14 protein-coding genes and 1 pseudogene are annotated in these 15,732 nt (G+C 35.8%); 6 read left to right on the forward strand and 9 right to left on the reverse strand.

Annotation, left to right across the window (positions count from 1 at the left end):
• Positions 1–44 precede the first annotated feature (44 nt).
• Both IQ247_RS07000 and IQ247_RS07005 read right to left on the reverse strand, forming a co-directional pair.
• Positions 45–896: a DUF4351 domain-containing protein gene (locus IQ247_RS07000; protein WP_193918442.1), complete on the reverse strand. Its 852-nt coding sequence runs from the start codon at positions 894–896 to the stop codon at positions 45–47.
• Between the two features lie 89 nt (positions 897–985).
• A complete protein-coding gene (locus IQ247_RS07005) occupies positions 986–2,710 on the reverse strand; it encodes a ShlB/FhaC/HecB family hemolysin secretion/activation protein (RefSeq protein ID WP_193918443.1) in 1,725 nt (574 codons plus the stop codon).
• A gap of 244 nt (positions 2,711–2,954) precedes the next feature.
• Here IQ247_RS07005 and IQ247_RS07010 point away from each other — a divergent pair, with 244 nt between their 5' ends.
• Entirely contained in the window at positions 2,955–5,654 is a 2,700-nt protein-coding gene (locus tag IQ247_RS07010) for a CHAT domain-containing protein (RefSeq protein ID WP_193918444.1), read from the forward strand.
• A 44-nt stretch (positions 5,655–5,698) separates the two neighbouring features.
• On the opposite strand, the gene IQ247_RS07015 is transcribed toward IQ247_RS07010, so the two are convergent.
• From IQ247_RS07015 to IQ247_RS07030, 4 genes are all read right to left on the reverse strand, one after another.
• Positions 5,699–6,433 carry a DUF928 domain-containing protein gene (locus IQ247_RS07015; protein ID WP_193918445.1) on the reverse strand — a complete coding sequence of 245 codons (735 nt, stop codon included), beginning with the start codon at positions 6,431–6,433 and terminating at the stop codon, positions 5,699–5,701.
• Between the two features lie 129 nt (positions 6,434–6,562).
• Positions 6,563–8,440, reverse strand: coding sequence for a sensor histidine kinase (locus IQ247_RS07020; RefSeq protein ID WP_322745450.1), 1,878 nt, complete (start codon positions 8,438–8,440; stop codon positions 6,563–6,565).
• A gap of 158 nt (positions 8,441–8,598) precedes the next feature.
• Positions 8,599–9,261, reverse strand: coding sequence for a response regulator transcription factor (locus IQ247_RS07025; RefSeq protein ID WP_193918446.1), 663 nt, complete (start codon positions 9,259–9,261; stop codon positions 8,599–8,601).
• Between the two features lie 398 nt (positions 9,262–9,659).
• Complete coding sequence (locus IQ247_RS07030) at positions 9,660–10,013, reverse strand: hypothetical protein (RefSeq protein WP_193918447.1); 354 nt, start codon at positions 10,011–10,013, stop codon at positions 9,660–9,662.
• Positions 10,014–10,255: 242 nt separating this feature from the next.
• Here IQ247_RS07030 and IQ247_RS07035 point away from each other — a divergent pair.
• Positions 10,256–11,806: pseudogene (locus tag IQ247_RS07035) on the forward strand (hydantoinase B/oxoprolinase family protein); the annotation flags it as partial.
• 109 nt (positions 11,807–11,915) lie between these two features.
• Here the strand turns inward: IQ247_RS07035 and IQ247_RS07040 are convergent.
• Both IQ247_RS07040 and IQ247_RS07045 read right to left on the reverse strand, forming a co-directional pair.
• Entirely contained in the window at positions 11,916–12,074 is a 159-nt protein-coding gene (locus IQ247_RS07040; RefSeq protein ID WP_193918449.1) for a YqaE/Pmp3 family membrane protein, read from the reverse strand.
• Between the two features lie 96 nt (positions 12,075–12,170).
• On the reverse strand, positions 12,171–12,518 hold the full coding sequence (locus IQ247_RS07045) for a translation initiation factor (RefSeq protein ID WP_193918450.1): 348 nt from the start codon (positions 12,516–12,518) through the stop codon (positions 12,171–12,173).
• A 34-nt stretch (positions 12,519–12,552) separates the two neighbouring features.
• Between IQ247_RS07045 and IQ247_RS07050 the strand changes: the two genes are divergently transcribed.
• Together IQ247_RS07050 and IQ247_RS07055 are read left to right on the forward strand one after the other, a co-directional pair.
• The gene (locus tag IQ247_RS07050; RefSeq protein ID WP_193918451.1) at positions 12,553–12,702 is read left to right on the forward strand and encodes a hypothetical protein; all 150 of its coding nucleotides are present in this window, start codon (positions 12,553–12,555) and stop codon (positions 12,700–12,702) included.
• Positions 12,703–12,848: 146 nt separating this feature from the next.
• On the forward strand, positions 12,849–13,460 hold the full coding sequence (locus IQ247_RS07055) for a hypothetical protein (RefSeq protein ID WP_193918452.1): 612 nt from the start codon (positions 12,849–12,851) through the stop codon (positions 13,458–13,460).
• Between the two features lie 606 nt (positions 13,461–14,066).
• On the opposite strand, the gene IQ247_RS07060 is transcribed toward IQ247_RS07055, so the two are convergent.
• Positions 14,067–14,288: a hypothetical protein gene (locus tag IQ247_RS07060; RefSeq protein WP_193918457.1), complete on the reverse strand. Its 222-nt coding sequence runs from the start codon at positions 14,286–14,288 to the stop codon at positions 14,067–14,069.
• Positions 14,289–14,380: 92 nt separating this feature from the next.
• Between IQ247_RS07060 and IQ247_RS07065 the strand changes: the two genes are divergently transcribed.
• The gene (locus IQ247_RS07065; RefSeq protein ID WP_228059532.1) at positions 14,381–14,977 is read left to right on the forward strand and encodes a DUF1802 family protein; all 597 of its coding nucleotides are present in this window, start codon (positions 14,381–14,383) and stop codon (positions 14,975–14,977) included.
• A gap of 350 nt (positions 14,978–15,327) precedes the next feature.
• The gene (locus tag IQ247_RS07070) at positions 15,328–15,576 is read left to right on the forward strand and encodes a hypothetical protein (RefSeq protein WP_193918453.1); all 249 of its coding nucleotides are present in this window, start codon (positions 15,328–15,330) and stop codon (positions 15,574–15,576) included.
• Positions 15,577–15,732: the final 156 nt, after the last annotated feature.

Here is a 15,732-nt window from a genome sequence, read left to right on the forward strand (position 1 = left end):
AGATTAACACTCCGACTTTTGAATTGAAGAAAAATTTAATTGATTTAATTTTGTTCAAGCCAAGTAATTAAATCGGTAATATCTGAGAAATCAATAAATTCCTCTCCCAAGGTTTCTAATTGTGCGGTAGATAATAATCGAATTTTCTCAATTATTGATGAATCTATTTCACCAAAACGTCGATTTATCAAACGAGTTAAAAACTGAAATGCTTCTTCTTGTCTTCCCTGTTGTCTTCCTTTCTTTTCTCCTTGTTTTTCTCCCTTCTGAAATATATCTTGATAGATAACTGAATCTTGCATAATATCCTCGCTTAAAAATTGACGAATCAAGTCTTTTTCAAACTTTAGACCTGCTAAAATTTCAACATAGGCAGCGATATTCTTTTTTGTCTCCCTATCTGAAATTTTAGCAATATTTTCTTTTACTTGCTCCCATAAAGTTTGAGGTGAGGTTGTTTTTGTCAATGGTGCTAGGGGTAACAACGCAAGATTATTTATAAACATCATTGAATCCTGCTCCCACATTCTTATAGCTCGATAACGGTGAGTAGTTGTTTCATTGACATACTCTTCGGTAAAGGCAATTTCATCATTGGTTTCTTGTAAAAAGATTACAACTTGAACAACGGGAATACCATATTGACGTATTAACCTAACAGAGTAATCCAACATTCTAAAAGGAATTGATGGAGTAGAAGTTGTGATTGTTTGAAATTCAATGTGTAAAATGCGATTCTCTGTTTGTAAAAATATTAACGAGTCAGCACGGATTGGTTCGATGCTTAATTCTGTTTTTAATACTTTTATTTGACGTGGTTCTACAGGTAGTAACCATCGCGCAAATTCAAGAGGATACTTTTCTGCAATTAGCTTGCAAATGTTGTCATAGCTCACGGTTATACACCCAATTTATGATATTAACATTTTCTCATTTTTGAGCTATTTAACAACATTTGAAAAGCCGTAAAACACCCTACAATCTATCAAAATGGTTGATACCTGACTGAAAAATTAAACCCATTTTCTTGCAAAGAATTACCACTATCCCCTCTTCCAATCAATGGAATACCGTAATCCGCTCGCAATCCCAAACCTTTCAAGGGTTGCCATTGTAATCCTAAGCCCAAACTAGCAAGGGTTTGTGGTGAGGGGTTACTAATACCATTATTCCAACCCGTACCAATATCAAAAAATGGTATTAACTGGAGGGTTTCAACGGACGATGACAGGGGAATTCTTGCTTCAATTCCTCCAACTATTCCGCTATCGGTAACGATTTGATTTTGACGATATCCTCTTACTGTATCTACTCCCCCAATACTAATTTTCTCTGCTGAGAGTAACGAGTCTCCCGTAAGTTGAGTATTGATTTTAGTAAGCATCAAAATATGCGGAGATAATCTTTGTACCCATTGAAATTGTCCTACCCAAGCGACAAAACGCCCATCTGTACCGCTATCGTTAACTGTTGCGTCAAAAGCATCGATACCCACGCTAAATTGCGATCGCGCTGCTAAAACGCTGTTGGTGTTACGTTTGAGCCAATCTTGAGACAAGCGAATTACGCTCAGTTTTGATTCTCCTTCTTCTGGTCCTTCTGTAAAAGAAAAGGGAATATCATCAAGTATGAAAGTTTGGGAACGTCGTAAATCAAAAGCTAAACCTAGAGCAAGTTCGTTATCTGTAGTATTAATTAACGGTTGTCGTAGGTTTAATGAAAAAGTTTCGGTTCCGCTACGGATATTTAAGTCATTAAAATCATCTTCAATAATTCGACTATCGGTATTGCTGAAGCTGACACCTACTGTTCCGTTAAGGGAATTAAAGGGAATAGAATAGTTGATATCGTAAAGGTCTAAACCTTGAGTGATACCGTATTCAGCGGTGAATTTATCCGCAAATCCGAGTACATTATCGTGAGCAACGAAGACACTTGCTTGTTCGGAACCGACGCTGGGTGATTGATTGTTAGCAAAACTAACTCCAGCGTGAAATGCTTTGGCTTCGGTAATTTGTACTTGTAAAATATTATTTCCTGGAACACTTCCTGCGGTTAATTCAGCATTAACTCGTTGGATAACCGGATCAATTTGTAATAACTGTAAAGCTTGTTCGAGACGTTTTTGATTTAAAGGCTTCCCAGTAAAACGTTGAATCCGGGAACGTACATAGCTTGTTTGCAATCGTTGTAATCCAGTAATCGCAATATCTTCGAGTTCACCTTCTACAACCTGAATTTCTACAATACCGTCAGCAACATTTTGATTATTGGGAATAAACGCTCCGCTGGAGATATAACCTTGTTTTGCGTAAAGTTGGGTAATTTGCGAGCGTAATTGTAATAGTTGTTCAAATAGGATTTGTTTATTTTCTAAAGGTCGTTTTAGCTTAATTATTTCATCTTCTAAAACGGAATTTCCTTTAACCTGAATTTCCTTGACAAAGAAAGTAGTACCGATGGGGAAAGTCGAGTCTGGTAAATTCTCCTGGGGTGGTGATGGGAGAATCGGATCAGTTTCCGTTGGTAATGTAGTTGGTATTGGTTTTGGTTCCGATTGCGGAATAGTTTCTTCAACTTTCCCCGGTACACCTGAAGGAATTGTGATTCCCGACGGTGGTGTAGATTGAGCCAATACAGTGAGTGGAGTAATAGAGATACAACAAATGAATGTGACAAAAAACTTTTGCAACCAAGGGTAAGAATCCATTGTTTGTGTATAGTATGTATGAAAATACTTTCTAAAAATATAATTCTAAGTATTATGACCAGATTAGAATACCATAAGTATTTTGTTCTTTGATTGCTGAAAACTGCAAATTTTACTCAAAACCCTTGCTTAAATCCTTATTTCTGCTAACTTTTAAATAATCTGCCAAATACAAATAAAATGTATCCTAAATTACTATTCATGGTCTGATGTGTTGTTTCCTATTTCCTAACCCCTAATCCTGATGAAATCCAAAAATAAACGTATTAGATTATTACAACTTTTATTCTGTACAACTTTATTAATTTGTATATCCTTCGGACAAGTTGTATCGGCTCAAAATCCTCAAATAAACTTATTCGTTGAAAAAGGAGTGAGAGATTACAAAAATGGGAATTTCAGTAATGCGATAAAACATTGGCAGGAAGCATTAGTTAAATATCAAAATCAAAATAATCCCTCAGCGACAGCAGTTATACATGAAAATTTGGGACGTGCTTATCAAAAATTAGGAGAAAATCAAGCTGCAATTACATCTTTTTTATCTGCAATTCGCAATTATCAAGCGGTGAAAGATATCCCACAAGTGGGACGAATGCACACGGAATTAGCTCAAGTTTATAGCAGTTTGGGACAATCGAGAAAAGCTATTTCTCTACTGTGTGGAAAAGTAAATCAAGGAATTAATAATATAGAATGTCAACAGGAAAGTGCGGTACAAATTGCTAATAATTATAATGATAAGCAGGGTAAAGTTGCGGCTTTGGGAGTTTTGGGTGAGGTATATCGATTAATTGGTAATTATGACCGAGGAATCGCTTATTTACAAGCGGCTCAAAATATTGATTCAAATAATTTTTTAGTTTTAAATAGTCTGGGGAATGCTTATCTAAATCGCGCTCAGTTGCGAGAATTGCAAGCAAAATCGGCTGCTAAAATTGGTCTTAATGAAAAACAAATCGAATTTAATCAAAAGAGCAAGACTGATTTTCAAGTAGCTCGTGAAAACTTTAAAAATAGCATTAAATTAGCCAGGGAAGAAAATAAAGAATTGGCTGAGATGCGGGGGTTATTAAATCTAATTAAATTGGGTTCTCTTACAGATGAAAATCAAACACAGAATCAAACCCAAGTTCTCGATGATACTACATTTAATCATGCAGTTAAAAATGCTTTAAGACTTCTGGAAAACTTACCGGATTCTGAAACCAAGGTTTACGGAGCGATTGATTTAGCATATTTACAAAAGAATTCCCAAACCAATTCACCATTTACCAAATGTCCTATTCAATTAGTTTTACCAGAACAAACATTAAGTTTGCTGCAAAAATCTGTATCTACCAGCAATAAATTACAAGATAATCGCTTACAATCCTATTCACTAGGTGCTTTGGGACATTTTTGGGAATGCAATCAAAATAATCAGAAAGCATTACAATATACTCAAAATGCTATCGTCGCAGCAGATAATAAATTAAGCGCAAAAGAAAGCTTGTATTTATGGGAATGGCAAGCTGGACGTATTTTAGATCAGCAGAATCAGAAGCAACAAGCTATCGAATCCTATCAAAGAGCGTTTGAAACTTTGGAAGATATTCGTCTGGATATATTGACAGCAAAACGTGACGTACAGTTTGATTTTCGCGATGTTGTCCGACCTTTGTACCGTACTTTAGCACAATCGCGACTGGAACTATTGCAAGCTGGAGCAATTCCCAACGAACAGCGTGACGATGAATTATCCAAAGTTGTAACAACTATTGATGCTTTGAAACTAGCTGAATTACAAAACTATTTTGGTAACGATTGCGTTTTAAGCGGGTTGAATCCCAAACAGGTGGACGAACTTCTTGAAGATAAGCAAAACAGTGCTGCTTACGAAAATACCGTATTTTTAAGTTCAATTATTTTAGATGGTAAAACCGGAATATTATTGCAATCAGCTAATCAACCCACTAAATTTAGATGGATTAAAGATTCGCAACAAAGGATAGTTAGTAGTAAGGAATTAGAAAGAACAATTGCTGAATTTCGCGACGGGTTAGTTAAAGGAGAAGAAGCACTTAATTACGATCCGACAATCGCAGCACAACTTTATGATTGGATAATTCGTCCCTTTGCTGATGATATTCAACCCGATAAAGTTAAAACTTTAGTATTTATCCAGGACGGATTTTTACGTAGCGTGCCAATGGCTCCACTTTATGATAATCAACAAAAAAAATATTTAGTTGAAACCTATGCAATTGCTACAACTCCGAGTTTAAGATTAACCGTAACCAAACCAAATCGTAACAAGCAAAAAGCATTAATTTTAGGTTTAACAGAAACATCCACAATTGACGGAAAAACCTTTCCCCAAATTTATGCTGTTGAAAATGAAATTAAAGCAGTTCAAAAATTATTTCCCAATCATACTCAATTAATCGACGAGAATTTTATCCCCCAAAACTTCCAGCAGAAACTTCAACAAACTACATATCCTATCATCCACATAGCCAGTCACGCTCAATTTGGAATTATTCCCCAAGACACCTTTATTGTTACTGGTAAAAACAAAAAAATTACCATCAATCAATTAGAAAACTCGCTACAAAATCTCAAAAATCCATCCGATAGCGTCGAAATTCTTGCACTTACCGCTTGTCAAACTGCACTTGGTGACGATCGTGCTACTTTGGGATTAGCTGGAGTAGCATTACAGGTAGGTGTTAAAAGCGCGATCGCATCTTTATGGAACGTCCAAGATGACTCCACAGCCAGACTAGTAGAAGAATTTTACAAGAACTATAGCGAAAGGGAAATGACTATAGCTCAAGCACTGCAAAAAGCTCAAATCAAAATGATTAATACTAAAAAATTGCCACCATCAGAACGTATTGATATCAAGCATGATAACCCCGTATATTGGGGTGCGATGATTGTTATTGGTAACTGGTTGTGAGGGAAGGAAGTAGTCATTATTCCCTACTCCCTTTACTAAAAACTTTACAAACTTTCCTGAGAAATCATCTCAAGATAACCTATTCTTCTTTTAATATTTTTGATTTCGATTTCGGTTCCTATAACAAGTTCTGACTCAGCCAATTCTTGGACTAACTTTGACCCTGTTGGACTCAATTTTTTATTATTACCTTCTGTTTTTAATGCTTCCTCAAGCGCTTCATACCAAAGTTCGTTTTCAGCATAATAATCAACAGCTTCAGGAATAGTCGTAAACTTATTTTTAACTACTGATTGAGGATTAATAACCTCAAATTCTGCCCGTTTGACAATTTGTCCGCCGGGACAGTCTAATGTAATTTGCCATAAATATGTTTTACCCACCGTTAATTCAGAATAATTAGTGGGAAGCTTTAATGTATTAATTCCTGTTACCGATGGTATTTCTTGAGCTTTTCCAACTTGTTTAACTCTGGTATCTGACTCAAATTCAAACAGTCGCAATCCCACATTATTATCGCTTGATGTATACCAAGCAAGTATTGGACGAACAGAAGCAGTTCTACCAACAAATGTTCTAGGAGCAAGCAACGTCAAAGGTATTTGACTACCCGGACATCCACGAGAACCACTACTACGGGAATATCCACTGGCAGGTTTGCGATTTTTCGGCTTATATTTAGCATAAGTTGGGACTGCGGTAATTAAGAAAAATATTCCCACTACCAAACTTGTTAATCCACGACGATTCCGCCAAAATACTAAATTTTGATGATTCACGATAAATACTGTATTACTTTATAGTCTTGTGTAGATAGACGGGAAAAGTATAATACAGTTCACATAATAAATCACATAATAAATCACATAATAAATATAAAAATACTAGTTATTGTGTACCTGAAAACATTAAAATTGTTTCATCGGTATCCAACTAAGTTCGCATATTGTCCCCTTCGGAAAAAGGGACTCCCGTTTAAACTCTCCTTTTAATTGTTTGGCAAGTATTTTACAATGCTTTGTCCCTTTATTTTCTAGCTTTGATTTAATTCCACAACCGTTATCTTTCACCCACAATTTATATTGATTTCCAATATATTCACCCGATGCTTGAATGCGCTTTACTCCTTGGGCGTGTTTGCCAATATTGCATAAAGCTTCTTCCAAAAACAAGCATATTCCGCGTTTTTGGTTTTTAGTTAATTTTTTATCATCAATAGGGTCAAAATTGCGAATTTTAACTTTCAAAGTTTTAAAGTATTCAAAATCTTTTCGTTCTAAAGTACTTGAATAAACTTCATATAATAAATAATGCAGAGGTCGGTTTAAATCTAAAATTAATCCACTTCCCAAACGTAAAATTTCTTTTTCTCCTAATGCTTCAAGTTGGAGAAAATCGCCGATTGCTCGAATTTCCTGATCAAGCTTTTCAAATTGCTCAATTAGCTCTTCTAATGGTACATCTTGGACACGCATATGCCTTAATCCATAGGCAAGAGTTTGTAATGGACCGTTATGAATTAAGTTAAAAGTGTATTTAATCGTGTTGAGACGTTCTTCTATTTGCCCTCTCAAAAATCTATCATATTGGTAAAATAAAAAACTAATTAAGCCAACCCCAAATATTAATAAGTTAGGTGCTACAGGAATCCATATTCCCCATAACCACAGCATTGTATAACCACATCCAAGCAAAACAATTCCTGCTACACAAACACTAAATAATTTTAACCATACAGATTCGCTCATTCTTACCAATGCAATCGCTACAAAACCCCAAATAATTATCCACAGATATTCCCATATATCTACCCAACTATTTAACATCGGACGATTATCAATTACATAACTGATGATTTCGCTGACTGCATGAGCGTGATAATCAATGCCATAAATTTGACCCTCTAGTTTTGGTGTTGGTAAGGCGGATGTATAAAAAACATCCCCAGCGCTGCTATTGCGATTGCCAACTATTACAATACGATTGCGAAGCCATTTTGGATTAACTTTTCCGTTAACAATATCCCGCAGCGATAAAATACGAAAAGGTTTATCGGTGTTACGAAAATTCATTAAAATTGATAATCCTCCATGATCAACGTTAACGTATCCGCCAAAATTACTATTATTAATTCGAGGTAATTCTTTCCCACGAATCAAAATTGCGTCCTCGTCATTTATCCCCGTTTCTAACTCGGTTCCTTCCGCACTAAAATACTGAATAACTAATTGTAACCCTAAAGAATATTTATCATTTTGTTTATTTTTAGGATCTGATGTAAACAATAAATAACGTCGAAATTTAATATCCCCATCATTACGTAAATCGACAAATCCAACTTGTTCGGGTGGTAAACTTTTATGGGCGGGAATTTCTCCGGGGGGTAAAATTTTCTCTATACCGATGATATTATTATTTTCTTGCAATACTTGAGTTAATTGTTTGCTACCAGGGTTTACGGGAACATTTTTAAACAAATCTAATCCAATGGCTCGTGGTTTTAAGGAAAGCAACTTGGTAAGTAATTCTGCAATTTTTCCATCGGGGATTGGGTATTGTCCAACGTATTTAATATCCTCTTCATCAATTCCTACAATTACTACTCGCTCCTCAATTTGTTCCTTTGGACGCAAATGCAACATTGTATCGAGGAACATCCATTCCAAAGGCTGCAAACCCCCAATAATACGTATTAATATTACCCCAACTAGCACAATGATTCCTGGAGATGTAGCACGCAACCACAACTCTGCTTCTTTGCAAATGCGACTCCAGATTCTTCTCACTATCCAATTCCCAAATTATATGAAGTCCGGTTAATTGCTTACTATAATATGACGATTACGCATTTACCCAAAACCCATCACCAATTACCGATTACCCATTACCAGCCCTTACAGAGATGCCGGAGTGTTTAACCGGACGTGATATTAATCACTTTATATTAATCAATTAAACCTTCTTCTCTGGCAAGAATTTCTGTTTGAATTCGCAAATTCTTACCGTTTTGTTTACAATCTTGGGGATATACACCTAAAATATCTTGAATTTTTGTCCAATAAGTCCGCACTGCTCGTTCTGATTTATACATTCGATTAGCGATTTCCTTGTCTGTCAAACCATCTTCAAAAGCTAATCGTAAAACTTCTATCCATTGAGGTTTAAGTTCGATTCCTGTTTTGATATCTTGTGTATGAGTAGCCCCTATAAGTGCCAAATTAACTCGCATCAACATTTCATCTTCGGATAAACCTTTGTCTGCAATTGCAAACCCACCTTGATGATTATCAATCTCGTGTTTAATGCGGATTAACGCTTTTATATAACTACTTTGGATCATGAAATTTTGATGGGGATACTCTTCGAGCAAATTATTTAAAAGTGTAATTCCTAATTCAACTTCTGCTCTTTCTCCTTTGCGATCGGGAATTGACAAATCCATCACAACCAAATTGAACTGACGGGATTGAATTAAAGAAAGCGTTTCTTGTGCAGTTTGAGCTTTAATAATATCAGCTTGGGGATACTCCCTTTTTAATATATCAAGAGTGCCAGTTAAAATTAATTGATGATCATCCACCACAATAATGTCCAGCTTTCTTTCCATTTTTAAATCCTCATAAACTTATTGTTCTTTGAAATCTATAATTACCAGAAGTTTAATTATAATTGGATGTAAAGATAAAAAATATACACAAAAGTGACGAAATTGCGTCATTACGTTCGCGTAGCGTGTCCGTTAGGACAAACGATAGCGATAGCGAAGTAATCTCTCGATACGGTGAGATTGCTTCCCTACACTGCGTTTCGGTCGCAATGACAATTTTGGTTTGCGTAAGTCCTGGTAAAGATGAAAAATATACACAAAACTGCAAATTTAATTCAGTTTTTATTTGAAGGTTTATGGAATATTTATTATCCTAATTGTAAGAAATCGATAATACTTTTAACCTTATACAACGAGTCAATTACAGATAACATAAGATAAGATAAGAAAAAACAAATTCAAATAAAATAAGAAATAATTATTCCACCACAATAAGAAGCAATATTAGCAATTAATGATAAATAAAATCCTTTTCTCCACCCTAAATTTAATACTTGGGAGTATAAAAAACCTTCAATACAAATTACAATAGCTTCAATTATAATTATTCTCACTGGAGATAATAAGTAAAGAATAACAATTTGATTGCTTGTCCATGCTATAGAATGAGTTAAAAGAGTCGTACTGCAAGCAAGAGCAAACATTGCGACAAATTCGATAAAAGACGAGAATCTTTGTAGAAAATGAGTTAGCAATAAAATAATCGGAATTTCAATAGCCAAGGAAATTAGTAAAGCTATGAATTGAGTCATCGATAGCAGTTTGACATTTCATAAATTGTACCAGTAGTCAAAATAAAAGGTCAAAGACTTGGAAAAGCAATTTTGCAATTAAATTTACTTTTAGTTATTTTTAAAGGTGTAGTAGCGGTTTAAATCGCCGGATACTTTTAAAACATCCTCTGAATAGCAAGTAAAATGGGAATACTTATTAACTCTCTTTTTACATCTTTTTCAGCGTCTCAGCAGTTTAATAAAAATCAACCATGCATAAAACAAGTCAACCCGATCCAGTTCGTTTAGAAATATTTAAAAATCTTTATCAATTCATTGCCGAACAAATGGGAATTGTGCTGCAAAATACGGCAGCATCGGTAAATATTAAAGAACGTTTAGATTTCTCTTGTGCAATCTTTGATGCTTCCGGTTCATTAGTTGCAAATGCTCCTCATATTCCTGTACATTTAGGTTCAATGAGTGAAAGTGTCCGCAGTTTAATTAACGATAAAGGTGACAGTTTAAAACCAGGAAATGTTTATTTATCAAACAACCCTTATAACGGTGGAACTCACTTACCTGACGTAACGGCAATTACTCCAGTTTTCTCTTCTTCTTCTAGCAATCCTATTTTCTACGTTGCTTCTCGCGGACATCAAGCGGATATTGGCGGAATTACACCCGGTTCTATGCCTCCTCATAGTAAAACTATAGAAGAAGAAGGAATTTTATTTGATAATTTTCTCTTGGTTGAAGAAGGAAATTTTCGAGAAGAAGTCGTGAAAGAAATACTTGCAAATCATGCTTATCCAGCCAGGAATCCCGACCAAAATATTGCTGATTTTAAAGCCCAAATTGCCGCAAATAATCGCGGAGTTCAAGAATTACTCAAGATGGTTAAGCAATATCAACTTGAAACCGTCCGGGATTATATGAAATTTGTACAAAATAATGCCGAAGAAGCGGTGAGAAAAGCAATTGATGTTTTAAAAGATGGTTCGTTTATCTATGAAATGGATAGCGGTGCAAAAATTCAAGTAAAAGTTACTATAAATAAACAAAATCGCAGCGCAATCATCGATTTTACCGGCACATCTAAGCAGCTAAATAGTAACTTTAATGCTCCCAAAGCTGTAACTCAAGCCGCCGTTTTGTATGTCTTCCGTACTTTAGTTAATGATAATATTCCCTTAAATGCAGGTTGTCTCAATCCTTTAGAAATTATTATTCCTCAAGGCTGTATGCTCAACCCGATATATCCAGCAGCAGTAGTAGCAGGTAATGTAGAAACTTCACAAACCATTGTTGATGCTTTATATGGTGCTTTGGGTATAATGGCTGGTTCCCAAGGTACAATGAACAACTTTACTTTTGGCAACGAAAACTATCAATATTATGAAACAATATGTGGTGGTTCTGGTGCTGGTGCAGACTTTGACGGTACAGATGCGGTACAAACTCACATGACGAATTCCCGTTTAACTGACCCAGAAGTGTTAGAAACACGGTATCCTGTTCTTTTAGAAAACTTTAGCTTGCGTCTCGGTAGCGGTGGTAAGGGAAAATATTCTGGTGGTAATGGAGTTATTCGTCGTATTCGGTTTTTAAAAACCATGACAGCAAATATTCTTTGCAGTCATCGTTTGGTATCTCCCTTTGGTTTAAATAATGGAGAAGCCGGAAAAGTTGGACGTAATTGGGTAATCCGTAAGGATGGAAGCGAGGAAAAATTAACTAGTACTGCAACAGTAGAAATGAAACCTGGGGATATTTTTGTGATAGAAACTCCTGGTGGTGGAGGATTTGGGGATAATCAAAATATCAACTGATGATTTCATATTCCTGGGTAAGAAGTCGGGTTTTTATGACTATTTTCTGGTCTTAGGGATAAAATATCTTAAAAACACGACTTCTATATCTAAATCTAATATCTAAATATTACTTTTTCGCAATTACCCATACTGCATGAATAATTCCAGGAATATATCCGAATAAAGTTAAAACGATATTAATCCAGAAATCAGGGCCAATACCAACCTGGAGAAATACTCCTAAAGGGGGAAGAAAAATAGCACAAATTAAGCGAATTAAATCCATTATTGCCTCCTATTAATATTACAATGAGTAGGATTTTATCTATATTCCAACCATAGCATTTCTATATTAAAGGGTTAAGTTTATAGAGATACAGAATCAGCCACCGCTTATTTTGGCTTTATAACCAGATTTATGCAAAATTTCTAGGATTTTTTGTTTGTGTTCGCCTTGAATTTCAATTTCATTATCTTTAACCGTACCACCACAACCGCATTGACTTTTTAACTGTTTTAATAAAGCTTGTAAAGTTTCTGGTTTACTTTGGAATCCCGTAATTATGGTAACAGTTTTGCCTTTACGTCCAGCGCGGGTTGCTTGTACGCGCAAATCTTGTTTTTCAGCAGGTAAATCAGGTGTTGCTCTTTGAGTTGCAGCAGAGTTATCGGAACCAAATTCCCGCCAACCAGAGGATTTATCGTCAGCTTTGCGTTTGTCAGCAGCCATAAGATAGACAATCTAGGTAATTTTTCTCCTAATTATGATTTTAGCCAAAGGTAGGCTTTTTCAGGGTGTATTATTCACAAACGTTGCGATAGGCGTTCACCTTACTGTGCGGCTTAGCCTTGCCCTTCGCGATCGCAATAATTTATTAGCCATCAGCGAGCTAGAAGCTCACACTACCATATAGATGACTCAGCCTTGATTAATGTTGTGGAATACAACAATAGTTGAATGACTAATCTATAAATATAACATTGTATCAAGAGATAATTTGAAATTTTGAAAAACTTTGCAATAATTAGGAGAATAGACCCTCATTTGTAATTAACTTATATGACACCAGATGAGATAGAAGTAGCGCTGCAAGAAGCTTTCAACCGTTGTGATGCAGCCCGCTGTCCTCTCACTGATGGGCAAAAAATGATTTTGCTGCAAGTATTAAGCAAGGAAATTAATGGAAAATCGAGCCAAAATTTATCAGATGATGTCAATCCTTTACTAGAACTAACTTCTGAAGAATTACAAATCTTCTCTGAGTTTGTCAAAGAACAAGAGAAACAAAATCGCTCTTGGAAGGTAGAATTACTTAACGATTGGCTACAAGAAAAAGATTCTGGAATCGTACAATTTATCCGCGAACGTTACGGTATACAGTGGTTAAGTAAGGTTGAAAAATATCATTTTGATCAACTTGGTAACGCAGAATTACTCAAATTAAAAGTTGGCGATCGCATTGAGGTTTGTAATGGATTATGGGAATGGGTACAAGAGGGAACATCATGTGAGCCTCAATGGTTTCTCTGTACAGTAATTAATCTTGAAGAAGTTGTCGAAAATGATAGCTCCTATACCACCTGCACTATCCGCTTCAACGACGGTGTAGAATATCAAATTCAAGGTATTTATCAATGGAATAATTATCAATGGCGATGGGCTAAAAACTAACACGCAAAAATTTCACGAAAATTATCAACAATAAAGCAATTTTACAGCTAATTGATAATTAACAAATCAATTAAAAAACCTAAAGCCTGGTAAAGGGTTTACCAGGCTTTATGATTAAGATTTATTAAGGTCAAATCTCTATTTTTGGTCAATGATTTGGAGAATTAAAAAGTTCAACAGCTAAAGTTTACTTAACTCATAGTAAACAACGCATTTATACATTTTCCTATCTAGGAGCTTGGCTTACCTTAATTTGGTAGATGCCACTTTTTTAATGCTGAAATTTACTTGGGCTTTGACCGGAGACACATTGTCATTAACCCGACTGAGTTCTTGATGCCTTGTTTGTGTCTTATTTATTAAGTTATCACGTACAAATAAAAATGAAACCCCTTATTAACTCAACTTTACGAGTCTTTAAATTTCGCAATATTTATAGGGAATTGGTAATGGGTAATTGGTAATTGGTAATGGATAATTGGACAGAGATATAAATTATTAACTCCGGTGGTACTAACTCATAACCCGCATTTCTCACAAACAAGAAGGAAGTTGGAAGTAGTACTGAGTGGTGGGAAAATCAATCCGTCACTCAACGCTTATCACTTACTTGTGAGAAAACCAGGATAACTCCCCTTGAAATAGCTGGTTATTAGCGCGATTGTCATCGGGGTTAAATTGATCAGCAGCAACAATTTTTTCTGAATGTCCGCCACGATAGACCTCAGCAGTATCTATAGTAGTAGTAGTACCGTTTTCAAAAGCTGCTCGTATTGGTAATTGATTGGTAATGGGTAATTGGACACAGATATGAATTATTAACTCCAAACCCCTAACCCCGTGAGTTCCAAACCCCGTGAGCTCCAAACCCCAAACCCCGTGAGCTCCTAACTCCTAACTCTTGTAATCCAAAATCGTAAATGATGCAACTAACCACAAATCACGCACTCAAAGAATGGGCGATCGCCATTAATGCTTTAGAATCCGGTGAAACGATAATGCTGTTGCGTAAAGGGGGCATTCACGAAAAAGGCGGAAGATTTCGGGTTGCTCATAATCAAGTTTTGCTTTACCCTACCTACGAGCATCAACAAACTTTTATGCTCAAAGCCGATTATTCCAATCTCGTGATTCCAGTCACATCCGGTTGGCGACCCCAAAGTGTTAATCTTACAAGTTATGCTCAAATCACTCATATTTTATCTGTTACTGACAACTCGATCATTAATGATTTACTTCCATTCCATATTTGGAACAAAGAATTTGTTCGCGATCGCCAACAGTGGAAACCCCAACAACCCTTGTTTGTACTACTACTACGGACTTATAAACTAACAACTCCCCAACTGGTTGCATATCATCCTCACTATGGTGGATGCAAATCCTGGATTGATTTGCATGAATCGATTTCACTCGCAGCAACAACACCGGCAATACCTGAAAATACCTATTCTGAGTTAGTAGCTCAAATCTGCAAAATTACCGGCGATTCTTCTTATATTTCGTCTAATAAGTAAGAGATGTTTATTTTAGAGCTAGAACAGTCAAACAGTAGCTAAAGATACACACATATAGTAAATTTACATATAAGATTGAAAAAACGTAGATGTTTGCCATCAGTGTTTGATTTTTTTTATTTCACAGACTATTCTGTCTGTGGTTAGTTTTTATTTAGGCAAGTAACATGAAATTTTGTTTCTAAATAAAAGTATAAACAAGCACTAATTGGTATTGCCTGAAAAATGAAGAATAAAAATAAAGCTTTTATATTTTATAACTCATCCTTCAAAACTACCCCAAAGGGGTGAGGCAATGCTTGACAAATATCTGTAATCATGCGTTAAATGCGGAATACAAAGGAGTTTGTATGAAAAAAATGTGCTGGTTATCCAAGTCTGGCGAAAACGGAGAGAAAATTTTGCACTTGCAGACAGCACCGAACGAACCTTGGCGACCATACACCGCTTTTCGACAATTCGCAGTACAAGATTATAGAATACCTGGCGGTTCCAAAGGATGGGCAACTTATCAAAAGTTATTAAAAGCAGGTTGGACATTAGTACCCAGCGCCCGCGCCAACGAATTTTCTACATCAGACGCATCAATTGAAATATAATAACGGGGAATGGGTAATTGGTAATGGGTAATTGGTAATGGGTAATGGGTAATTGTTTTATTTCTCCCCATCACCGGGTAAATTTTTAAGGTCCGAAGCCCCCGGATTTATCCGTGGATTATGCCATGCACGAAGCCCCTAAATTCAATTTATGGG

This window comes from Plectonema cf. radiosum LEGE 06105 (genome assembly GCF_015207665.1).
Classification (GTDB): Bacteria; Cyanobacteriota; Cyanobacteriia; order Cyanobacteriales; family Nostocaceae; genus Rivularia; species Rivularia radiosa_A.